The sequence below is a fragment of the Streptomyces sp. NPDC054866 genome (genome assembly GCF_053610745.1).
The window spans coordinates 37,109-57,285 of sequence record NZ_JBSGZA010000012.1 but is presented as its reverse complement, the minus strand read 5'-3'; the positions used below and the strand labels follow the sequence as shown (position 1 = coordinate 57,285).

General features: G+C 69.2%; 21 protein-coding genes and 1 pseudogene. 9 read left to right on the top strand and 13 right to left on the bottom strand.

Features of this window, described 5'->3' with window-relative positions; genetic code table 11:
- Positions 1–4 precede the first annotated feature (4 nt).
- Complete coding sequence (locus tag ACWGI2_RS39210; RefSeq protein ID WP_453700698.1) at positions 5–1,150, top strand: winged helix DNA-binding domain-containing protein; 1,146 nt, start codon at positions 5–7, stop codon at positions 1,148–1,150.
- 86 nt (positions 1,151–1,236) lie between these two features.
- Here ACWGI2_RS39210 and ACWGI2_RS39205 read toward each other — a convergent pair whose 3' ends face one another.
- Positions 1,237–1,809: a hypothetical protein gene (locus ACWGI2_RS39205; protein WP_453398761.1), complete on the bottom strand. Its 573-nt coding sequence runs from the start codon at positions 1,807–1,809 to the stop codon at positions 1,237–1,239.
- A 155-nt stretch (positions 1,810–1,964) separates the two neighbouring features.
- Between ACWGI2_RS39205 and ACWGI2_RS39200 the strand changes: the two genes are divergently transcribed.
- A complete protein-coding gene (locus ACWGI2_RS39200) occupies positions 1,965–2,096 on the top strand; it encodes a hypothetical protein (protein ID WP_453700798.1) in 132 nt (43 codons plus the stop codon).
- Between the two features lie 135 nt (positions 2,097–2,231).
- Here the strand turns inward: ACWGI2_RS39200 and ACWGI2_RS39195 are convergent.
- The 5 genes and pseudogenes from ACWGI2_RS39195 to ACWGI2_RS39175 form a co-directional block, all read right to left on the bottom strand.
- Positions 2,232–2,420, bottom strand: a pseudogene (locus ACWGI2_RS39195) (NUDIX domain-containing protein); the annotation flags it as partial.
- Positions 2,410–3,048: a methyltransferase domain-containing protein gene (locus ACWGI2_RS39190; protein ID WP_453700696.1), complete on the bottom strand. Its 639-nt coding sequence runs from the start codon at positions 3,046–3,048 to the stop codon at positions 2,410–2,412. The gene ACWGI2_RS39190 and the pseudogene ACWGI2_RS39195, both read right to left, overlap by 11 nt.
- Before the next feature lie 18 nt (positions 3,049–3,066).
- Positions 3,067–4,146 (bottom strand): polyprenyl synthetase family protein, encoded by a 1,080-nt coding sequence (locus ACWGI2_RS39185; protein WP_453700695.1) that lies wholly within the window; start codon positions 4,144–4,146, stop codon positions 3,067–3,069.
- 58 nt (positions 4,147–4,204) lie between these two features.
- Positions 4,205–5,491 carry an MFS transporter gene (locus ACWGI2_RS39180; protein ID WP_453700693.1) on the bottom strand — a complete coding sequence of 429 codons (1,287 nt, stop codon included), beginning with the start codon at positions 5,489–5,491 and terminating at the stop codon, positions 4,205–4,207.
- Between the two features lie 97 nt (positions 5,492–5,588).
- The gene (locus tag ACWGI2_RS39175) at positions 5,589–6,449 is read right to left on the bottom strand and encodes an alpha/beta fold hydrolase (protein ID WP_453700691.1); all 861 of its coding nucleotides are present in this window, start codon (positions 6,447–6,449) and stop codon (positions 5,589–5,591) included.
- A gap of 213 nt (positions 6,450–6,662) precedes the next feature.
- Here ACWGI2_RS39175 and ACWGI2_RS39170 point away from each other — a divergent pair, with 213 nt between their 5' ends.
- Positions 6,663–7,775 (top strand): hypothetical protein, encoded by a 1,113-nt coding sequence (locus tag ACWGI2_RS39170; protein WP_453700689.1) that lies wholly within the window; start codon positions 6,663–6,665, stop codon positions 7,773–7,775.
- A gap of 10 nt (positions 7,776–7,785) precedes the next feature.
- On the opposite strand, the gene ACWGI2_RS39165 is transcribed toward ACWGI2_RS39170, so the two are convergent.
- Positions 7,786–8,091: an STAS domain-containing protein gene (locus tag ACWGI2_RS39165; RefSeq protein ID WP_453700788.1), complete on the bottom strand. Its 306-nt coding sequence runs from the start codon at positions 8,089–8,091 to the stop codon at positions 7,786–7,788.
- Positions 8,092–8,567: 476 nt separating this feature from the next.
- Here ACWGI2_RS39165 and ACWGI2_RS39160 point away from each other — a divergent pair, with 476 nt between their 5' ends.
- Entirely contained in the window at positions 8,568–9,263 is a 696-nt protein-coding gene (locus tag ACWGI2_RS39160; RefSeq protein ID WP_453700687.1) for a DNA alkylation repair protein, read from the top strand.
- Positions 9,264–9,301: 38 nt separating this feature from the next.
- On the opposite strand, the gene ACWGI2_RS39155 is transcribed toward ACWGI2_RS39160, so the two are convergent.
- Complete coding sequence (locus ACWGI2_RS39155) at positions 9,302–9,877, bottom strand: TetR/AcrR family transcriptional regulator (protein ID WP_453700685.1); 576 nt, start codon at positions 9,875–9,877, stop codon at positions 9,302–9,304.
- Between the two features lie 79 nt (positions 9,878–9,956).
- Between ACWGI2_RS39155 and ACWGI2_RS39150 the strand changes: the two genes are divergently transcribed.
- Both ACWGI2_RS39150 and ACWGI2_RS39145 read left to right on the top strand, forming a co-directional pair.
- A complete protein-coding gene (locus ACWGI2_RS39150) occupies positions 9,957–10,937 on the top strand; it encodes an alpha/beta hydrolase (protein ID WP_453700683.1) in 981 nt (326 codons plus the stop codon).
- Positions 10,938–10,956: 19 nt separating this feature from the next.
- On the top strand, positions 10,957–11,721 hold the full coding sequence (locus ACWGI2_RS39145; RefSeq protein WP_453700681.1) for an NAD(P)-binding domain-containing protein: 765 nt from the start codon (positions 10,957–10,959) through the stop codon (positions 11,719–11,721).
- 107 nt (positions 11,722–11,828) lie between these two features.
- On the opposite strand, the gene ACWGI2_RS39140 is transcribed toward ACWGI2_RS39145, so the two are convergent.
- Positions 11,829–12,230, bottom strand: a complete 402-nt coding sequence (locus tag ACWGI2_RS39140) for a nitroreductase family deazaflavin-dependent oxidoreductase (protein ID WP_160509518.1) — start codon at positions 12,228–12,230, stop codon at positions 11,829–11,831.
- Positions 12,231–13,289: 1,059 nt separating this feature from the next.
- On the opposite strand from ACWGI2_RS39140, the gene ACWGI2_RS39135 reads away from it, so the two are divergent.
- The gene (locus tag ACWGI2_RS39135) at positions 13,290–14,639 is read left to right on the top strand and encodes a hypothetical protein (RefSeq protein WP_453700679.1); all 1,350 of its coding nucleotides are present in this window, start codon (positions 13,290–13,292) and stop codon (positions 14,637–14,639) included.
- Between the two features lie 233 nt (positions 14,640–14,872).
- Entirely contained in the window at positions 14,873–15,928 is a 1,056-nt protein-coding gene (locus tag ACWGI2_RS39130) for a glycosyltransferase family 4 protein (protein WP_453700677.1), read from the top strand.
- A gap of 44 nt (positions 15,929–15,972) precedes the next feature.
- Here ACWGI2_RS39130 and ACWGI2_RS39125 read toward each other — a convergent pair whose 3' ends face one another.
- Both ACWGI2_RS39125 and ACWGI2_RS39120 read right to left on the bottom strand, forming a co-directional pair.
- Entirely contained in the window at positions 15,973–17,301 is a 1,329-nt protein-coding gene (locus ACWGI2_RS39125; RefSeq protein ID WP_453700675.1) for a (2,3-dihydroxybenzoyl)adenylate synthase, read from the bottom strand.
- A gap of 102 nt (positions 17,302–17,403) precedes the next feature.
- Positions 17,404–17,811 carry a MerR family transcriptional regulator gene (locus tag ACWGI2_RS39120; protein ID WP_453700673.1) on the bottom strand — a complete coding sequence of 136 codons (408 nt, stop codon included), beginning with the start codon at positions 17,809–17,811 and terminating at the stop codon, positions 17,404–17,406.
- 48 nt (positions 17,812–17,859) lie between these two features.
- On the opposite strand from ACWGI2_RS39120, the gene ACWGI2_RS39115 reads away from it, so the two are divergent.
- Positions 17,860–18,744 carry an NAD(P)-dependent oxidoreductase gene (locus tag ACWGI2_RS39115; RefSeq protein WP_453700671.1) on the top strand — a complete coding sequence of 295 codons (885 nt, stop codon included), beginning with the start codon at positions 17,860–17,862 and terminating at the stop codon, positions 18,742–18,744.
- 37 nt (positions 18,745–18,781) lie between these two features.
- Here ACWGI2_RS39115 and ACWGI2_RS39110 read toward each other — a convergent pair whose 3' ends face one another.
- Both ACWGI2_RS39110 and ACWGI2_RS39105 read right to left on the bottom strand, forming a co-directional pair.
- Positions 18,782–19,702, bottom strand: a complete 921-nt coding sequence (locus ACWGI2_RS39110) for an ANTAR domain-containing protein (protein WP_453700669.1) — start codon at positions 19,700–19,702, stop codon at positions 18,782–18,784.
- Positions 19,703–19,935: 233 nt separating this feature from the next.
- A complete protein-coding gene (locus ACWGI2_RS39105) occupies positions 19,936–20,139 on the bottom strand; it encodes a hypothetical protein (protein WP_453700667.1) in 204 nt (67 codons plus the stop codon).
- Positions 20,140–20,177 lie beyond the last annotated feature (38 nt).

The window sequence follows — 20,177 nt, the reverse complement described above, 5'->3', positions numbered from 1 at the left end:
AATCGTGATGATCACCGCGCGCGAACTGAACCGAGCCACCCTCAGCCGCCAACTGCTCCTTGAACGTGAGCCACTGACCGTCCAGGAAGGCATGCGGCGCGTGGTCGCGCTCCAGGCGCAGCAGCCGGTCTCGCCGTACCTCGCCCTGTGGAACCGGCTCTCCGGTTTCACCGCTGCCGACCTCGACGCCGCGTTCACCGAGCGTTCGCTGATCAAAGCGACCCTGATGCGGATCACGCTGCACGTCGTGCACGCCGAGGACTATCCCGCCCTCCGCGCGGCGATGCAGCCCACGCTGTACGCCTCCCGGCTCGGCTTCCGCTTCGCCGCCTCGGGGCTGACTCCGGCGGACGCCGACGAACTGGTGCCGGAGCTCCTGGACTTCGCCGACCGTCCGCGTACCTCGGCTCAGATGCAGGCGTGGGTGGAGGAGCGGCTCGGCGCGGAGAAGAAGGAGGGGGCGTGGTGGGGGCTGAAGGCGTACGCGCCGTTGCACCATGCCCCGACGGAGGCGCCCTGGTCCTTCGGTCTCCGGCCGTCCTTCGTCGCGGCCCGAAGCGCAGCCGTGCCGACGGGCCGGGAGGCGGACCCGCAGGCGCTACGGACCTTGATCCTGCGCTATCTGGGAGGGTTCGGGCCCGCGTCGGTCGCGGACGTGGCGCAGTTCGCCATGGTGCAGAGGGCGCCCGTGCGCGCGGCGCTCCTTGCCCTGGGGGACACCGTCGAGCAGCTCCAGGGACCGGACGGGGAGGTGCGGTTCGACCTTCCGGGCGCTTCTCGGCCGCCCGCGGAAACCCCCGCTCCCGCCCGGCTCATGGCCATGTGGGACAGCATCCTCCTGGCGTACGCCGACCGCGGCCGGGTGATACCCCCGGCCTACCGGCCATGGGTGATCCGGCGCAATGGTGACGTACTGCCCACCTTGCTGGTGGACGGTCAGGTCGCCGGTGTGTGGCGTCTGCTGGAGGACGGCATCGAGGCCACGGCCTTTCACCCCCTGCCTCCCGCGGCTTGGGACGAACTCGCCAAGGAGGCCCAGTCCCTGACGGCCTTCATCGGCGACCGGGAGGCAGCGGTCTACAGTCGATATCACCACTGGTGGGCGAAGCTTCCCGGGGCTGAGGCTGAGGCCGAGGTGCGGATGCTGTAGCCGGTGCCGCCCGGTCCGCCGCGGCTACTACGGTGCGGGCCCCGGCCCCTGGTTGCAGGGGCCGGGGGGATCACAGAAGGTCGGGCTCAGGCCTGGTGAATCTTCCAGTCCGCGACGTTGGAACTGCGGTTGAAGTAGGCGTTGGTGCAGAGGTCGAGCTTGCCGCCCGTGACAGGGCTGTGGCTGTTGGTCTCCAGGAAGCCGCCGTTGTCGCCGTACATGTTCCACAGGTGGACCACGTCACCGGCCCGGACGTGCTGGTCGGCGGGCGTGGAGGCCTGGGCGAAGATCCGCCAGCGGCCGGTGCCCGCGGCGCGGTCCTTGGACTGGGAGGTGGACACGTCGTACTTGCCGCCGGAGGTCTTCTGTCCGTCGCTGGCGTGGCCGTTGGTGTCCAGGTAACCGCCGTCGCCGCCGTAGAGGTTGCGCAGGTAGATCACGTCGCCGCTCGCGACCGGCTGCCCGGCTGCCTTACCGGAGGCGGAGAGAACCTCCCAGGTCCCCGTGCCCTTGCCGCGGGTGGGGGTGTCGGCGGTCGCCACGTTGTACTTGGCGCCGGTGGCGGAGTTGTGGCCGTTGGTGTCGAGGTAGCCGCCTTGCCAGCCGTTGTAGCCGTTCTGCAGGTGGATCTGGTCGCCGTACTTGAGCTCGTTCGCCATGGGACTTCCCCTCAGTGGACGATGCTGCAGGCAGCTCCCGCCGTGCCGGCCTCGGCCCAACTCCCGGCGGGAACACCAGACATCCTGGCAATACGGCCCGCATACGGCACCCAATACGCAAACCTGACGAAAACTCGTGCGCCCCGCTTTCAGCCATGAAGTGGACACGCCCTGCTCAGCGTCCCCGCCGCGAGCACGGCATCACATCCGGACGGATGGACACGGTGGCCGAGTTCATCAACCCCTTCACCCTGCTTGCCCCGGGCCGGGCCCGGCGTACGGGGTGAACCGCGCGGGCGCGTGATCGATGGGCAGGCCGGGTCGCCAGGCGGTGAGGATTTGGGCGCTGCACTATCGCCGGGCTGGTCGGCGGGTTCGCCGTGCCACGCCGTGACGACGGCGCCCACGGTGATCCGAACGACCTCGCCGACGTGATCGACGAGCGTGCCCAGCAGAGTCACGCACTCGGCGTGTGCGACAAGCCCTGACTCCTCGGCGAGTTCGCGCACAACCGCTTCGTGCGACGACTCTCCCGGCTCGTCGGTGCCCCCGGGAAGCTCCCAGGTCCCACACCGATGCCGCCCCAGCAGCAGACCTCGCTCACCGAGCACGACGGCACCGACGCCGAGCGCGGCGTGGGGTGTCGGAGGCTGGTCGGTCCTCCCACAGCTGCGGGGACAGGACCCACATGAGGGTGGGGATGGGTTCCTCGTCGCGCAGGCGAATGAACTCCTGGCGCGGTGCCACCTCGCTGGAGGGCCCGTGGCCGTCGTGGCCGGTGTGGAGGGCCGAGAAGACGAGCGGCGCGCCGTCGGCCAGCGCGTGACGCAGTGCCGGCAACAGGAGGTGAGGGTCGATGCAGCCGAAGGTGCGCAGTCCGTAGGCGGCGTCGTACGGCGCCGCGTGGCGCAGGTGCTCGACGACGTCGGCGCACACGAAGCGGACGCCCGGCTCTGCCCCGTGAGCGTTCAGCGCGCGCCGGTGCTGCGTGGGGGACAGGTCGACGCCGTCCACGAGGGCGCCGTGGGCGCGGGCCAGGTGGACGGCGTGGTGGCCGGAACCCGATCCGATGTCGAGCACGCGTCTGCCCCGGAGGTCCCCGAGGACCTCGGCTCCGGGACCGACGCCGGGCCAGAACCCCCAGTCGATGCGGTCCGGCACGGGCGGTGAGTAACCGTGGTCCAGCTGCCGTTGCCCGTAGAGGGTCCAGCTGTGTTCGTTCGCCCGGGGCGTTGTCATGAAGGGCTCTCCTTCAGGTCATCGGGTTCTGCGGGTGTTCCACTGCGGCAGTTGCTCGAAGAGGGCGACGGCCTCGCTGTTCCAGTGCCGGTGCCAGGAGCCGGCTTCGGTTGTTGCGGCGTGGGCGTAGTGGTCGATGGCCTTCTGCAGGCGGGTGTGGACGTCGTGGCGGTGGGCGATGTCGCGGATACGGTCGATGGTCCGGGGCGTGGCCTCGGGGTTGCCGAGAGCCGCTTTGACGGCGTCGTGATCGTCGCCGCCCGTGAGGGCAAGGAGCTCGCGGGTGAGGTAGGTGTGGCGGCCGGCCCGCAGGTCGGCGCCCCTGGGTTTGCCGGTGACGTCGGGGTCGCCGAAGAGGTCCAGGTAGTCATCACGCATCTGGCCGCTGAGGCCTGCCAGTCGGGCATAGCGACGCAGGCTTTCCTCATGTTCCGCCAGGTCCTGGCCCGCGGCCAGCAGGCCGAGGCGCAAGGGGCCGAGGATGGAGTAGCGAGAGGTCTTGTACTCGCACACCGTCTCCAGCAACCCCTCGTCGGCAGAGGAGTCCACATCACGTTCGAGGTCGAGGACCTGGCCGATGACGGTGTCGGTCGTCACCCCGAACTGGACGTCGAGCATGGCCTGCTTGCGGTCGGCGGGCATGTCGGCGTCGAACAGGACGCGCAGGGCCAGGAAACCGGCGAGATCACCCACCATCATGGCCAGACCCAGCGCGGCCTGAGGGTGGTCCGGGAGGTCTTCGCGGCATGCGTAGTACGTCGAGAGGCCACCGCGTCGCATCGGTGAGTCGTCCATGATGTCGTCGAGGATGAGCGCGTGGCTGTGCAGCAGTTCGAGACTCAGCGCGGCTTCCGCGAGACCCGGTACCTCTTCGCGCGTGACGAGGCCGGCCGCCTCGTGGAGCAGGGTGATCCGGATCCGCTTCCCGCCGCGCAGCGACAACTGCGCAAGCAGTTCCAGACATCGGGGCGGGAAGCGGCCGAGCTGCGCACCGTTGAGGTCATGCGCGAGCTCAGCGAAGTATTTCTCGAAGGACGCTTCGAACCGCTGCTGGTGACCGGCGGCACGCTCCAAGGCGCTGAGGGCGTGGCTGTTCATAGATGTTCGGGCCGACCTTCCTGGATGGCTCCATGGGTACTCCGTTGAGCCATTGTGGCTATGCGCGCGCCTCGTCCGGTTCTTCGGTGGGTCCCGCAGCCGCGGCTTCCTGTCGAGGTTCCTGCCGAGGCCGAGTTCGCGCGCCCCATCGTTCGAGCGAGGGGCCGACGGCGCCGACAGCGGCGAAGAACGCCCCGAGGAGCAGCCAGCCGGCCGTGCCGAGGCCGAGTACGACGGTGGTGAGGATGGCGGGTGCAAGCGCCTGGCCCGCGCTGAAGCCGAGCCCGAGGAGCCCTTGGTACTGGCCTTGGGCGTGGTCCGGTGCCAGGCCGAAGCCGAGGGCGAAGCCTGCCGAGGACTCCCATATCTCCCCGAGGCTGTGGACGAAGATCGCTGCGACCACGAGGCCGGCGGCCGCCCACACGGGAGTGTGCGCGGTCAGTGCCATCATCGGACAGCTGACGAGGAAGAGCAGCCCTGCCGTGCGGAAGGCTCTGCCGCCGTCGCGAGGGGTTTCGATGCGGGACCCGATTCTGGTCTGCAACAGGACGCAGACTCCGGCGTTGACCGCGAACACCGCGGCCACGGTCCAGCGCGGTGCGTCCGTGTGCTGCGAGATCCAGATCGGCAGAAGCAGGGACACCGCCGAGTACTGAAGCCCCATGGCACCGTAGAGGGCCGCGAAGGCCACGAACGGGCGGTCGGTGAGAGCGATCCAGCGCTGCTGCCGCGACGGAGGCGGCAGTGCTCTGTAGTGGGGGAGCAGGACCAAGAGGAGGGCGCACAGCGCGAAGCTGGCCGCGTTGCCCAGAATCAGCACGGTGTAGGCGGTACGAGTGTTCGCGGCGACCGCGAATCCGGCACCCACGGTTCCCAGGACGACGCCCAGATTGACGTAGGTACGGAGCTTTGCCCTGAACAGCGCCGGGCGGTCGGTGCCGACCCGGACCACGAGGGCTCCCCAGGCCGCGCCGCCGACCGCTGCGGCAAGCTGGTCGACGGTGGCGATGAGGGTGAGGGCACCCCAGCTCTCGACAAGCACGAGAGCGGACATCGCCACCGCTTGAACTGCCAGAGCGAGCATCATGATCGTACGAGGCCCACGTCGATCGGCGAGGTGACCTCCCGGTATCCCCGCGAGGAGGCCGATCAACCCGGCGACGGTGAGGGCGGCACCCACCTGCGCTGCCGGCAGACCCACGACCAGCGTGAAGTAGAGCGCCGACGCCGCGTTGAAGAGTCCGTTGCCGACTCGGTTCACGAAGCTGGCCAGGATCAGTACACGCTCTGACCTGCCGGTCCCCGCGATGTGAGCTATTCGGCCCGGCGATCTCCCCTTGATCATGGGCGCAGGCTAGCAGCGGCCGAACAAACCGTCAGTGGTGCGAAGTTACGTCAACGGGGCGCCCTCACCTCCGCGTACGTGAGCCGTGCCGGTCCCGCTAGGCGGGCAGTCCTTGCACGAATCCGGCGACCAGCTTCGCCACCGCCTGCGGTGCCTCCATGTTCATGGGGTGGGTGGCGTCGATCCGGTGGACGCGGACCGTTGGCCGGGTGCGGGAGATCACGGCCAGTTCGTCCGTGACTCCTTGGGCGAACCGCGCGCTGAATTCGGCGAACCACTCCATGCCGGGCGCCGGCGGCAGCTGCCGGCCGGCCTGTACAAGGAGCAGCGGGCGGTCGACCCCTTCCAGCCATGCCGTGACACCGTGTGCGGAGAGCCTGTGGAGTTCGTCCACGATCTCCATCGCCTCCGCCCGTTCGGGCAACGTCTGCCACGTGCCGTCGGGCAACGGGCGTGCGGCCGCGCGGGCGGCGGCCTCCGCATGGTCGGCGGGGATCTCGAACCGGGTTGCGGCGGCGACCTTCTGCTCGACGTACTCGGGTGGAGCGACGGCACCGGCCGACGCAAGGAGCCCCTCGCTCACGCGTTCCGCGCCGGGGTATTCGCGTGCCCACCAGAAGCCGTCGAGGTTCACGGCGCCGCGGGCGCGGGCGCGGTCCGGGTTCACCCGTGCGTACTCGACCGCGACAATCCCGCCGAGGGAATGGCCCACCACCACGGCCTCCGGCACGCCCCGCGCGTCGAGCGTTTCCGCGAGGTCCCGCACCACCGTGGGGACGGTCCAGGGGGAGATACGAGGAGAGCGGCCGTGGCCGGGAAGGTCGACGCCGAGAACGCGGTGCCCGGCGGTGAGAAGTGCGGCAGCGGCGTCCCAGTCCGTGAGCGACCGTGAGAAACCGTGCAGGAGAACCAGTTGAGGGCCATCGCCCCCGTAGTCATGGGCATGTAGGAGTGTCATTGGGGGTCACTGTAAGAGCTGTGCGGCGCTTCGGACACCGAATTAAAGATCTTCGCCGAGTAAGAGCCGAACGTGAACTGCCGGGTCTTGTCACGTGAGTGGCTATACGTCCGCGCTGCGCGGGCCCACGGTGGGTCCCTCCTACCCGCACTACTGGCACTACTGGCACGGAGGGACACAGCAATGGATTCAGCAATGAAACGAAGACGATTTGTGGCAGGGACCATCGGCGCCCTCTCGGGGATCACGCTCGCTTCGGGCCCCGCCCGGGCCGACGCGCCGACACCCCGTGCACAAGGCTGGCAGCCCGTCCCGGCACCCGGCAGCACCCCGGCCGCGCAACTGCGCCGCATCACCGCCGCCGGACCCCAACTGGCCTGGGCCGTCGGCGAGGAAGGCCTTGCCGGGCCGTCACGAGGGCGGGCACTGGCCATGGTCTGGAACGGCAGCGCCTGGTCGAAGACCGATCTGTCGCATCTGAACTACACCGGCCGGCTGAGCGACGTCGCCGGCACCTGCTCCACCGTGGCGTGGAGCGTCGGCCTGCCCACCGGGAACGCGAGCCCGCTGCTGCGCTGGGACGGGACCACCTGGCGCGAGGCGTCGTTCCCGGGCAGGGGCGAAGCGGGCGTCAGGCTCGAATCGGTGACGGTCGGCCCCGACCGGCGCGTGTGGATCTGTGGCAGCCGGGACGGCGCGGCCCGCCTGCTGGTCGGCGACGGGCAACGGTGGCAATGGCTGGAGCCGCTGCCCGTCGCGAGCGCCAACCTGTACCGGATCGTGCTGCGCACGCCCGACGAGGTCTGGGTGAGCGGCGATCAGGCATCGGGCGGTGGATGGTCCGGGCTCGTGGCTCGCTGGAACGGGTCGTGGACGGTGCTGCCCCCGATCGCGGGCGCCCGCCTTGGCATCGGCGACCTGCACGCCGCCGCTCCGGACGACGTATGGGCGGTAGGCACCGAGGCCGGTGTCGGCGGCCCGCCGGGACGTCCCGGCAACCCCGCCCTGGCCCACTGGGACGGTACGGCTTGGGCGCGGGTGCAACCGGGCTTCACCGTCGGGTCGTTGAGCGGCATCGCGGCCGACGCACAGGGCCGCGCCGCATGGATATCGGGCTGGAACTACCAGGACCAGAGCCGCAGCACCTACCTGCGCCGGGACGGCAGCACCTGGTCCGTGGTCCGAGGCCCGGCGGGAGCGGCACCGGCCCCGTACCTGAACGACGTGACACCCATCCCGGGCACAGCCGGATTCTGGTCGGCGGGCATGACGAGCCCCACCCCGGCCCCTCCGACCGAGGCCTACACGGAACGCTTCACCGCCTGACGCCGAAGGGCTAGGGCATGCCTGGGGAGCCGTCCCCCGGGTCATGCCTCCTTTCGATCCTGTGCTGTTGCGCCAGCAGCCCGTCCACGCCGAGGAGTTGGAGGATCTGCCGCACGGCCTTGGACGGGTGGAGCACGACGAGAGAGCCGCCCGCTGCCCGGCACCGTTCGTGATGCGACAGCAATACGTTGACGCCGGAGGAGTCGATGAAGGTGACGTCGGCGAGATCCAGCTCGACGCTCTTGTCCAGCAAGGGCTCCAGTTCGGTTCTCAGGGACGGCGCGCTGTCCATGTCCAAGTCCCCGCACACACGCATGAGTACGGGTTCGAGGCCCAAGACCGCGTCTACATGCAGCGGTTGGGGCGAGGCGGGAGCCATGCTTCGTGGTCTCCTCAGGTGCGTGGATCGGCTGAGCGGGATACTCGTTCGTCGCATGAATATGCCCCGAAATGCAGCGCCGCACGCACGGCATAAGTGGAACGCTGCTTGCAGGAACACCCCGGGTGGAGTCGGTGCCGCGCTGGGGTGGGCAGACCGCCGGATCATAAGGGTCTGCGCGGGCCCCGCCTGGAGTGCTCCCTCCTCGAGAGGCGGGGCCCGCTCCTCGGCCAAGTGCGCAGGAGCGCGGGAGGTCTCCTGGTCGGTGCGGCACTTGGGAGGCCGTCTCGCTGGCAATGCCTGCCCTCGTCACCCGGAGGTAGGCGGACCAGATCGCGTCAAGCAGAGGTGAAGGGTCCGTGCCGCTCAGGGCGGCGGGGGCCAGGCAGAGTCCGGCGGCTAGGCTGATTCTCATGCGTGAGGGACAGGAGGCCGAGGTGGGCGAGACGGTGTTGGCCGAGGTGATGGCCGAGCTTGCCGAGCTCGAGGACCCGAAGGCACGCGCCGTGAACGAGAAGCGCGGTGACGATCACGGCGTGAACCTCAGCAAGCTGCGTGCGCTCGCGAAGCGGCTGAAGACCCAGCAGGAGCTCGCGTACCGCCTCTGGGAGACGGGCGACACGGCGGCGCGACTCCTTGCGCTCCTGATCTGCCGCCCGAAGGCGTTCGAGCGTGACGAGCTGGACGCCATGCTGCGCGAGGCGCGCGCACCCAAGGTGCACGACTGGCTCGTGAACTACGTCGTGAAGAAGAACCCGCACGCGGAAGAGCTGCGCCTGGCCTGGTCCGCCGATCCGGACCCTGTGGTCGCGAGCGCCGGCTGGGCGCTGACCACCGAACGCGTGGCGAAGAAGCCCGAGGGCCTCGACCTCGCGGCGCTGCTCGATGTCGTCGAGGCGGAGATGAAAGACGCCCCGGACCGCTTGCAGTGGGCGATGAACCACTGCCTGGCTCAGATCGGTATCGAGCACGCCGAGCACCGTGCCCGGGCCATCGACATCGGCGAGCGCCTAGAGGTGCTCAAGGACTATCCGACGCCTGCGGGCTGCACGTCTCCGTTCGCGCCCACCTGGATCTCCGAGATGGTGCGACGACAGAACGCGCGGTAGGACGGCGGCTCCCGGACGACGGCTCCCGGTACGGCGTCTCAGGCCGGCGCGGGGCCGTCGGCGAAGTGGGGCAGCACCATCTCGACCAGTGCGTCGACGTCGGCATCCACCATCGGCTCGCCGGTCATGCCCATCCGGTGGAGCAGGACTCCGACGACGACGTCGATGAAGAACAGGACCCGGTTCTCCGGCTCGCCTAGCGCTTCCTGGAGCGCGATGCGGTACGGGTCCTGCAACCGCGTGGACAGGATCTCGCGCAGGGCCGGGTCGCTGACGGCGTCACTGAACACGCCGGCGAACGCGTCACCCACCCCGGGCTCGCCGATCTTCCCCGCGATCCAGCGGACGGTCGAGGACATGAGCTCGGCGCGGCTGGCGCCCTCGAGCGGCGCCGGGCCGAACGCGTCGAGGAGGCAGTCCACGATCAGCGCGCCCTTCGACGGCCAGCGCCGGTAGACCGTCGACTTCGCGACACCGGCCGCGGCGGCGATGCGCTCGACGGTGGCCTGCGCGTAGCCCAGTTCCCGCACCGTGCTCAACGTGGCGGCGAAGACCGCGGCGTTGACGCCGGCGCGGGGGCGGCCGGGTGGCCTTGCGGATGTGGTCGAAGCCATACCCACACGGTACCGGGTTTCGCTACCTTAGGTTTCGATACCTCAAGTCGCGTAACTCTCTCGACAAGGAGAAGAAGGCATGAGCGAGGGAACTGCCACCGAGCGGCTGCCGGAGCCGGAGGGCACTGTCGAGCGGCCGCCGGAGCCGGACTGGCCGACGTTGACGGCCGAGGAACTGCTCGCCAACCGCGAGGCGGAGAACCGCTTCCGGGCGTCCGCCCCCGCACGGGTGTTCCTCGGGGATCCGGATCCCGGCGCCACCATCGAGTGGCAGGAGGTGGCGCTGCCGGGCCGCGAGCTCCCGGTCCGCGTGTACCGGCCGTCAGCCCAGCGCGGAGGCGGGGCCGACCTGCCCCTCGTGCTGCACGTTCACGGGGGCGGCTTCGTGGGCACGGCGGTGCAGTGCGACTGGGCGAACAGCCACGTGGCCGCCGAGCTGCCCGCAGTCGTCGTCTCGGTCGAGCACCGACTCCTCGCCCCGGGCACTCCGCTGTCGGCGGCCGTCGACGACGGCTGGGACGTGCTCCGGCACGTGGTGCGGCACGCCGCGCAGTGGGGCGTCGACCCGGCGCGGACCGCCGTCTTCGGCGAGAGCTGCGGCGCGTTGATCAGCGCCCTCGCGGCGATCAGGTCCAGGGAGGCCGGCCTGCCGCTCAAGGCCCAGGTGCTGGTCAACCCCGCGGTCGACGTGTCCGAGACGATGTTCGACTACGCCTCGATCGCCGAGTACGGGTACAGCCCGACCCGCGCCGAGCCGCAACTGCGCTTCTTCCAGCAGCTCGCCGTTCCACCAGGAACCGACGCTCGTGCGCTCTCACCGCTGTACGCCGACGACCTGAGCGGGCTCGCCCCGGCGCTCGTGGTGGTGCCGACCCAGGACGCGGTGGCCGATCACGGCCGCGGCTACGCCGAACGACTGGAGGCGGCCGGGACACCGGTACGGCTCACCGAGTACCCCGGAGCGCGGCACGCGTTCCTCAGCCTGCCGGGCGTGGAGCGCCAGGCCGGGGCCGCGCGGACGGAGATCATCGAGTTCCTCCGAACCGCCCTCGCCATCTGATCCGGAAGGAAACAACGCAGTGAAGCGCATTGGCATCATCGGAGTGGGCGAGATCGGCCGGGCCATCGTGACGGGCCTGTGCGACGGGGTTGAGGAGTCGCCAGAGGTGTTCCTCTCCCCACGGGGAGCCGGCACGGCCGCGGAGCTGTCCTCGCGGTACGAGGGCGTACAGGTCTGCGCCGACAACCAGGAGGTGGTGGACCGCTCCGAGATGGTGATCATCGCCGTACGCGGCAAGGACCGGCACGAAGCACTGGCCGGCCTGCGGGTGGACGGCGACAGGACGGTGATCAACGTGATGTCCGGCGTCGCCAACGACGATCTCCGCCGGATACTGGCGACCGACGCCGCATTGGTGCGCGCCATCCCCCTGCCCGCCGCACGCGAACGCCGCTCCGTCACGGTGACGTTCCCGTCCCACCCTCTGGTGGACGAGCTCTTCGAACGGCTGGGCGGGGCGCAGCCGGTCGCGGACGAGGAGGCCTTCAACGTCTTCTCCGCGCTGACGGGGACGCTGACCACCCACTACTCGTACCTCGCCACGCTCACGTCGTGGGCCGTCGGTCACGGCATCGCATCCGACGACGCCGACCGCTACGTCCGCGGACTCTTCCAGGGCGTGGGCCGCGCCCTGGACGACGAGACCCGCTCCCTGCACCAGCTCGCCGCCGACCACGAGACGCCGAACGGAAACAACGAACGCATCCGCACCACGTGGTTCGGCCCGGCCAACTCCGAAGCCCTCAACAAGGCCTTGGACGGCCTACTCGGCGATCTGAATTAGCCCGGGGCCCGGGGCCCGGGCGGGCGGATACGTACGCAAGAACGCGGCCGGCGCAACTCACCCCGCTCGCGCGACGCGCGTACGTATCCGCTCCGGCGGCCCGTGCTTCAGACGCGTTCCAGGACGACTACCGGGATCTCCCGGTCGGTCTTGCGCTGGTAGTCGTCATAGGCCGGCCAGGTGGCGGCCATGGTCCGCCACATGTCCGGCTTCTCGTCCGGGCTTGCCGTACGCGCACGGGCGGTGTAGCGGTCGCCCTTCACCTGCACCTGGACCTCGGGGTTCGCCTCGATGTTGCGGTACCACAGGGGCGGCTGGTCGGCTCCGCCGTTGGAGGCAACCACGAGCACGTCGTCACCGTACGGCTGGTAGATCAGCGGAGTGCTGCGCTGCTCGCCACTCTTGCGGCCGATGGTGGTGAGGATCAGCACCGTGGTGTTCTGCCAGTCGTGGCCTTCCGCGCCGTCAGTCGCCACGTAGCGCTCGACGTGCTCTTTACCGAACAGCATCTGCCGTCTCCTTCGTGTATGCGTGGGGTTGTGCGGGTTCTGCCTGTACCGACCAACTCTTCATGGTCACTCTGCGGTTTCCCAGTTGAACACGCATCAATAGCCCCCGAACGGCCAGAACACGCCCACCTCGCCGTCGCCACGGCGATCACACCCAAGTCCTCGACCGAGTCCTCGACCGAGTCGAGGCCGGCCTGTGCGGCACGGCGAGGATGTCGCCCCCGTCCCGAAGGCGCCCCCGCAGCGACAGTGAAGTCGCCCCTTCTACCCCCTCTCTCCTGTCTGAAGACACCGCGGGGAGAACTTCAGGCGTATGGACGGCTCGCGGGGGCAGAGCGGTTGCCGCCCCCAAAACCCCGCCCCTCAGGCCTCGTTGTGCGGAGCATGGATGACGACTTGAGGGATCCGCTTCCCGATCCGGCCCAAGGCCAAGGCCAACTGCTCACCGGTGCCTACTGGTTGGACTCTCCCGTACATGTGGGAGATGAATGCATCTGGTGCACCCAGTTGATGCGGAAAGACACGACGACCGCGGTGAATTCACCGCGTGATTCGGGGTTGTTGAATATTGACTTTCGCCCGGCTCAGTGAACATGGGAGTCGTGTCGGTGGCCGATTGAGGCCGAAGGCCCGACGGTTAGCGGTGGCTTGAACATCCCGAGCGGGTACCAGTCATTGTGCGTCTGCCCGGCACGAGACACCCGTGTTGCGCAGGGGAATGTAGTCGGCCTCTGGTGCGTGTGGGTCGGTGACGTGGCGCTCTGGTGGTGCGCGTGTGGCAGGTGCGGTCATCTGATGCTGAGTTCTGAGAGTCCATCGCGTGGCAGGGAATCTCATACAACCGAATTCCCCCCTATCGCCGTCGCCTGACGCCGGGTCAGTCTTGTCCGGCACTGCTCAAGGCATCGGCAAGGCCCGACCGGGCCTCGGCGTATTTCCCCGAAATTGCGCGTGAGCTGACCGTGGACGAGAAGCCGGGTAACCACTGGGGGCGCCGACGCCGGCCCCGGTCACCACCATGCGCGGCCCATTCGAATGTTCCGGAGACAAGGAGCCAGAATGACCAATCCCGTGGTGCCCAGGGACAACGCGGATCCGGAATGGACCGGCGTCCGGACCCTCGGCCACGCGAACCGCTTCGGCTGGTGGGACTCCGAGTTCCGCTACGACGGCCGGATGCGCGTCCCGATGGGCGTGAAGATCAAGGAGGTCCGGTACTCCTTCCGCGGCGACGGCAACCTCGACGTGCCCGCCACGGAAGTCAACCGGGGCCAGAGCGGCGTCGACCAGCAGTACGAGGTCATCGAGCACGCCCGACTCGACGGCTTCGACGTGATCACCTTCACGCTCCGCGGCGACCTCGACGTCGACAAGAACCCACGCCCCGCCAACTCCAGCCTCAAGTACCGGATCAATGTGGCGGTCACGCTCGACAACGGCGAAGTCCGCACCGCCTCGCCGGAGATCGACGTACTCGCCTCGGACTGGGACAAGAACGACGCCCCCAACGTCGGCCGTCCCTTCGTCCGCCTGCCGTTCGACAACAACTGGGGCGGATCACCGAACAGCCAGGCCGGCTTCGGCTACGTCTCCGACAACGGCAACATCCCCGGCGACAAGTTCATCATCGACCTGATCAACCCGCGCGAGGGTCAGCAGGGCGTCCCGAGCAACCACAGTGACAGCGTGTACTACCAGCTGGTGCACGAGGACGGTACGCCCTCCCTCGAAACCCCGGTCCCGCAGCTGTGGAAGGCCAACGGCCACACGGGCCGCGGCGACCTGAGCCAGAAGACGATGCTGCCCCCGATCGACCTCCGCCAGAAGGGCGACAGGCCGGGCTACTACCGCTTCCTGGTCTGGCCCCAGGCCAGTAACTACGACGGTTCCGTGAGCAACCTCAGCTGGGACCCCACCAAGATCGAGGACGCCTTCCAGCTCGGCAGCGTGTACTACCGCTACACCGCGTCCGGCGGCATCACCCCGGAACCCCAGGCCCAGTTCCTGGTGTCTCCGGGAAACCCCGTGACACTGCCGCGCACGGGTGAGACCAAGTACCCCGGTGTGGAAGTCCGGGCCACCGGGGACGGCAAGGTCCCTCCGCAGACGGTCAGTGTGACCCTCCCTCTGGACAAGGGTCTGCGGTTCACCGGCCGGCTGGTCGTCGGCGTCATGCAGGGCTCGCAATGGGTGGAGTTCGAGCACCCCGACGGGACCGTGTCGGCGGACGGGCGGGTGCTCACCGTCAAGAACGTCGACCTGGCGTTGTCGGGCAACGGCTCGAAGTCCGCGGTCCTCGTCGAGACGCAGGCCTCGTCCGGCGCCATGCTCGGCGACACGAGCCTGAGCTTCCTCGTGGGCGGCCCGCCCGCCATCTCCTCCTCGCTCATCCGCATCACCGACAGGTAGGCCCGGTGCCTGTCGGGCCGGTCCCGGCGGAGCCGCTCACGTGATTCATCCCGCCCGCGGGGCAGGGCAGGGGCCTGGCCGCACGTTCACCGAGGCTCCCGATGCCCTGTGGGCGGGGCACGCGAAATGTACGAGACCCACCCCGACCAGCGCCCGACCAGAGGGAGTTCAAGCACGTGGACACGGTGGCCCCCCGCCCGCACAGACTGGCCGCGACCCACAGCTCACGATCCATGTCCATCGCGGCCCGGGTGTACGGATATCCGCCGGCCCACAACGCCGGCTCCGAGTGGATGCTCCACTCGATGCTCCGCCCCCTGGCCGAGCGTGGCCACCAGGTGACGGTCTGGCTCTCGCACCCAGGGAGCATCGAGAAGAGCTACGAGATCGACGGGGTGCGCGTCGTCCCTTACCAGGAAGGGATCGGTTTCGCGGCCCACGCCCAGACGGCGGACGTACTCCTGTCGCACTTCGAGAACGTTCCGCTCGTGACCGGTCTCGCCGCCGCCCGCAGGATCCCGGTGGTGGTGATCTGCCACGACAACTTCGCCACGAGCTTCCACAACGCGGCGGGCGCCGACCTCGTCGTCTACAACAGCGAGTGGATACGTCGGGACGGCGAGATCTTCTTCGCGCGCTACCCCGAGGAGTTCCTGCCCAAGCGAACGGTCGTGGTCCGCCCTCCCGTGCTGGCGGAGGAGTACCGCACCGAGCCCGGCGACTGCGCGGCCCTGGTCAATCTCAACCCCGACAAGGGCGGCGAGCTCTTCTGGCAGATGGCCGCGTGGACGCCGGAGTGGAAGTTCCTCGGCGTCCGCGGCGCCTACGGGCAGCAGATCATGCCGCCGCCCCGGCTGCCCAACTGCGAAGTCGTGGACGGCGTGCCCGGGCAGCAGATGCGCGAGCACGTCTACGGCCGGGCGCGCGTCATGCTGATGCCCAGCCTGTACGAGTCCTGGGGGCGGGTGGCGATCGAAGCGTTCGCGTCCGGCATCCCGGTGATCGCCCATCCCACCCCCGGCCTTGTCGAGTCCATGGGCGAAGCCGGCATCTTCGCCTACCGCGACGACGTCAACGCCTGGATCCACGCCCTGATGTCCCTGAAGGACCCCAGGAACTGGGCCCGCGCCTCCCACCGGGCGAAGGCCCGCTCCAGGGAGCTGAGCGCCGCCCCGGACCTCGACAACTGGTGCGACGCGGTCGAGTCACTCTGGGACGCGAGCCGACGCAAGTCCTCGCGGGTCCGCACCCTCGGCACCCTCGACCTGGGCGTCGAACGCCACGCGTGATCTCGCTCGCGGCCTCGGCGGGGCCGTCGTCGCAGGCCCGGTCATCAGGCGCGGCCTTCGACGACGAGGTCGCCGGCTTCGGTGAGACGGGCGGTGTCGCCGGTCCTGTAGAAACCGTCGGGGGTGAAGGCGCGGGTGTTCTTGTCGGACGCTTTGTAGTAGCCGAGCAGGGTGTAGGGGCCGCGCGTCCACAGTTGACCGGGAGTGCCCGCCGGTACGTCGTTGCCGTCCGGGTCGGTGATGCGGATCTCGTCGCCGGGTGAGAGGGGACGACCCTGCGTGTGATGGACGACGTCGTCGGTGTCGGTGAGGCGGGTGAGGGAGAGCAGCCCCTCAGCCATGCCGAAGACCTGCTGGAGGCGGCAGCCGAAGGCTGGTTGGATGCGGGCCGCGAGTTCGGGGTGGAGCTGGGCGCCGCCGATCTGGATGAGGCGCAGGCTGGAGAGGTCGTACCGGCCGCCGGGGAGGGAGTCCAGCCACAGTTGCGCGTCGGCGGGCGTGAGCGAGGTGACGGTGACCTTCTCGGTCTCGATCACGCGGAGGGCGTCGGCGGGGTCAGGGTCGTCGACGAGCACGACGGTGCCACCGGCGGCGAAGGTGCCGACGATCCCCGGACAGCCGAAGACGAAGTTGGACGCGGCCGGAAGGGCCGCGAGGTACACGTCCTCGGGGCCGAGGCCGATGAGTTCGGCGGCGGCCCGGGTCTGGTACGCGTAGTCGTTGTGAGTGCGCGGGACCAGATCGGGCACGGTCGTGGCTCTGTCCGACGGCAAGAAGAACGCGACGTCGTTGGGGTCGTACGTGCGGTCCGGGTCGCGCGGAGCGTCCAGGGAGCTGAGGGGAAAGAACAGGCATCCGCTGGGGGCTGTGGCGAAGCCGCCTCCACTGCCGTCGGGGCCGTCGAGAGTGAAGGCGCGGCGCAGACGAGGATTGTCGTCGCTGACATCCGAGGCCATCTTGGCGTGGTCGAAGCCACGGTGGACGCCGGGACCTATGTAGGCAGCGGCTTCGGTGACATGGGCGAGATGCCCGATCTCGTCGGCGCGGTGAGAGGTGGGCACCGGCACCGGGAGGGCACCGGCACGCATGAGGGCGTAGGCGGCGATGACGAACTCGGGCACGTTCGGGAGCTGGACGATGACCCGGTCGCCCGCGCGGACGCCCCGGAGTGAGAGCCCGGCAGCCACGCGGTCGACGCGGCGGTTCAGTTCACGGTAGGTGAGGCGGCGTTCGCCGTGGACGAGGGCGGTGCGGGTGGCGTACGTGAGGGCGTGCTCGGCGAGGAGCTGGGGCAGAGCGGCTCCCCGGTAGTACCCGTGGTCGTAGTAGCGGCCGATGGTCTCGGGCAGGCGCGGGGTGCAGCCGTTCAGCATGGTCCAGACTCCTTCCGGGCCGCGTGGCGATGTGGATCACGGCGGCTCAGACTTGCACGCCGGATGCGGAAGCGACAACCAGCATTTGTTCCCTGGACTGCCTCAGGCGGGGACGGCCTCTTGGCCGGCTTCGTCAAAGGGGGGATAGCTCTCGCTGCCCGTTCGCTCGGCCGCCTCGATATAGACGGCCAGAGCGTCGCGGGACTGAGCGATCCTGTCCAGCTGATCCTCCAGCCGCCGCAGCCGCGACCGCATCGCGGCCAGCAGTTCGGAACACCCGGGCAGCTCCGGCGCTTCGCCGACCGCACAGGGCAGTACGTACGCGATGTCCTCGGAGGACAGCCCGGCACCCAGCAGGTGCCGGATCTGCTTCACCCGCAGCACGGCGTTCTCGTCGTAGTCACGGTAGCCGTTCGCCCTGCGGTCCGCCTCCAGCAGGCCCTGGGCCTCGTAGTAGCGCAACTGGTGGGCATTGACGCCCGTACGACGAGTCAGTTCACCGATTCGCATCGAACCTCACTTGACCTTCATACCGGTATCAACGTTGACGATGCTGCCATGAACAACAACACCGCAGCACCCGTGTCAGTCATCGGACTCGGACTGATGGGCCAGGCCCTCGCCGGCGCGTTCCTGAAGGCCGGCCACCCCACAACCGTATGGAACCGCACGACCTCCAAGGCCGACCAACTGGTGGCACAGGGCGCCCACTTGGCGCCGACGGTCGGCGACGTGCTCAAGGCGAGCCCCTTGACGATCATCTGCGTCACCGAGTACCACGCCATGCGTGAGTTGCTCGACGCGAGCGATATCACCCTGGACGGAACGACGTTGATCAACCTGACCTCGGGCGACTCGGCGCAGGCCCGGGAAGCCGCCCGTTGGGCCGAGCAGCGCGGCGCCCGCTACCTGGACGGCGCCATCATGGCGGTCCCGTCGGGGATCGGGACCGCCGAGGCGGTGATTCTGCACAGCGGGCCGCAGTCGGACTTCGATGCGCACAAGTCGACACTCGACGCGCTCGGTACCGCCACCTACCTCGGTGCGGATCACGGTCTCGCGTCCCTGTACGACGGAGCAGGACTGGTCATGATGTGGAGCATCCTGAACGCCTGGCTTCAGGGCACTGCCATGCTCAGGTCGGTCGGCGTCGACGCCGCGACGTACGCTCCGTTCGCGAAGCAGATCGCTGCCGGTGTGGCCGAGTGGCTGCCGGGGCACGCCGAGCAGATCGACAACGGCTCCTTCCCTGCCGAGGTGTCGACTCTGGAGACCGATGTGCGGGCGATGGCGCACTTGATCGAGGAGAGCGAGGCGGCGGGTGTCAATGCCGAACTCCCGCGCCTGATCAAGGAGATGGCCGACCGGGCGATCGCGGCCGGGCACGGAGGGGAGCAATATCCCGTACTGATCGAAGAGTTCAGCAAGCCCCGAGCCGACTGACCGATTCCGCCCCCCATCCCGGAAGCGCGCTCGGCCGCTACTGGTCGGAGGCGAGGGCCAGTTGGTGGAGGTCCTCCAGCGCGCCGACGAGCACGGTGTGCTGGTGCCACTTGATCCAGATGCCGACAGCGCGGCCGGTGGTGTGCAGGGTCTGGAGCTGCGCCTGGGTGAAGCCGATCAGGGGGCGGGCATGGTGGGAGGAGATGACGCCGTGAACAGTGTCCTGGTCGTCGACGAGCGGGACACTGTGGCAGGCGCGGCTGCCGGCCATGAGGATCACCCGGCGCGTCTCGTCGTCGAAACCGGCCGATGAGGCCACGTCCTTGACGGTGACCTGGTGGCTGGCGGCGGCGGCCCGTGAGCATGAGGTGTTGCCGTCGACGAACGCGAAGAAGTCGGTGAACTGCCGGGGCAGGCCCGTGTGTTTCGCCATCCGCAGAACACCGTCCTCGAGCAGCTGCACGTTCCCCATGTCCGTACCGGTGACGGTCAAGACGCGATGCAGGGCGGCGCCGAGGACCTCGCCCTGGTTGGTCGCGTTGAGCGTGCCTGCTTCGAGCGCGGTCAGGTCGGGTATCGGATGCTGCTCCCGTCTGCTGAACCACACCTTGGCGCCCGGTGCCGGTCCTGGCGTCCGGGCCACCGCGGCAGCCAGTTGGTGCAGCTTGATGTTGGCCCGCTGTGAGGCTTGGCGCAGCAGCGTGAACGCCGCCTCGGCGTTCGCCAGTCGATACCGTTCGACCAGGACACCCTCGGCCATGGCGATCCGGGGGCGCGCACGTGCTTGGACCTCCAGCTCGGACACCTGCTCGCGCAGCTGCTCGGCGGTGGCTCTCAGCTCTTCCGTCTCGCCCTTCGGGGAGGAGAGGTCCCGGTCTTGAGGCGAGGGCTGGTCCTGGGACGAGGGCTGGTCCTCGGGTTGCGGCGCAGACGGAATGTTCGTCACGTTGTCTCCCATGGCGGCTTCCAGCTCCGTCGTCCTCGTCGATCAATGAGCAGCGGCCGCGGCGTCGCTGACGCCGCCCACCCCGGCTCCGTCCGCCGGAGGGGCCCGCTGCTCACACACCAGGGTGACCTTAACCCGACGTGTGCACGGTGTGACGACCGCCCTGAGACTCAGGCGCATCGAGCCCCGCACTCCGGGACTTGGGGTGCGGGGCTCGGGGTTCGGGACGCGGGTGGGGGCAGGGATCAGGCGCCGCGCTGCTGGACGTCTTCCTGCGCGTCCTCGTTCGGGGTCAGCGCGTCTGCCGCTTCGCCGTCCTGGTCGCGCCGATCGCCGTCGTCCCCCACGTGGGTCTCGGCTTCTTCCACCTCGTGGAGAACCTCGCCGGCGGCGGTCTCGGGGTGCTCCTCGTCGTGCGAGGGCTGGTGCTTGGGGCTGGGGTTACTCATGCGTCTCCTTGCTTGCGTGCTGCGGTTGCACCTGCACC

Bases quoted from the DNA above. Each gene is read 5' to 3' on its own strand.
- ACWGI2_RS39200 (WP_453700798.1), top strand. From the start codon at position 1,965: ATGAAGTGGACACGCCCTGCTCAGCGTCCCCGCCGCGAGCACGGCATC.
- ACWGI2_RS39165 (WP_453700788.1), bottom strand. From the start codon at position 8,091: ATGCGTGTGTGCGGGGACTTGGACATGGACAGCGCGCCGTCCCTGAGA.
- ACWGI2_RS39180 (WP_453700693.1), bottom strand. From the start codon at position 5,491: ATGATCAAGGGGAGATCGCCGGGCCGAATAGCTCACATCGCGGGGACC.
- ACWGI2_RS39185 (WP_453700695.1), bottom strand. From the start codon at position 4,146: ATGAACAGCCACGCCCTCAGCGCCTTGGAGCGTGCCGCCGGTCACCAG.
- ACWGI2_RS39115 (WP_453700671.1), top strand. From the start codon at position 17,860: ATGAACAACAACACCGCAGCACCCGTGTCAGTCATCGGACTCGGACTG.
- ACWGI2_RS39120 (WP_453700673.1), bottom strand. From the start codon at position 17,811: ATGCGAATCGGTGAACTGACTCGTCGTACGGGCGTCAATGCCCACCAG.
- ACWGI2_RS39105 (WP_453700667.1), bottom strand. From the start codon at position 20,139: ATGAGTAACCCCAGCCCCAAGCACCAGCCCTCGCACGACGAGGAGCAC.
- ACWGI2_RS39110 (WP_453700669.1), bottom strand. From the start codon at position 19,702: ATGGGAGACAACGTGACGAACATTCCGTCTGCGCCGCAACCCGAGGAC.
- ACWGI2_RS39140 (WP_160509518.1), bottom strand. From the start codon at position 12,230: ATGCTGTTCGGTAAAGAGCACGTCGAGCGCTACGTGGCGACTGACGGC.
- ACWGI2_RS39150 (WP_453700683.1), top strand. From the start codon at position 9,957: ATGAGCGAGGGAACTGCCACCGAGCGGCTGCCGGAGCCGGAGGGCACT.
- ACWGI2_RS39160 (WP_453700687.1), top strand. From the start codon at position 8,568: ATGCGTGAGGGACAGGAGGCCGAGGTGGGCGAGACGGTGTTGGCCGAG.
- ACWGI2_RS39175 (WP_453700691.1), bottom strand. From the start codon at position 6,449: ATGACACTCCTACATGCCCATGACTACGGGGGCGATGGCCCTCAACTG.
- ACWGI2_RS39130 (WP_453700677.1), top strand. From the start codon at position 14,873: ATGTCCATCGCGGCCCGGGTGTACGGATATCCGCCGGCCCACAACGCC.
- ACWGI2_RS39155 (WP_453700685.1), bottom strand. From the start codon at position 9,877: ATGGCTTCGACCACATCCGCAAGGCCACCCGGCCGCCCCCGCGCCGGC.
- ACWGI2_RS39205 (WP_453398761.1), bottom strand. From the start codon at position 1,809: ATGGCGAACGAGCTCAAGTACGGCGACCAGATCCACCTGCAGAACGGC.
- ACWGI2_RS39190 (WP_453700696.1), bottom strand. From the start codon at position 3,048: ATGACAACGCCCCGGGCGAACGAACACAGCTGGACCCTCTACGGGCAA.
- ACWGI2_RS39135 (WP_453700679.1), top strand. From the start codon at position 13,290: ATGACCAATCCCGTGGTGCCCAGGGACAACGCGGATCCGGAATGGACC.
- ACWGI2_RS39125 (WP_453700675.1), bottom strand. From the start codon at position 17,301: ATGCTGAACGGCTGCACCCCGCGCCTGCCCGAGACCATCGGCCGCTAC.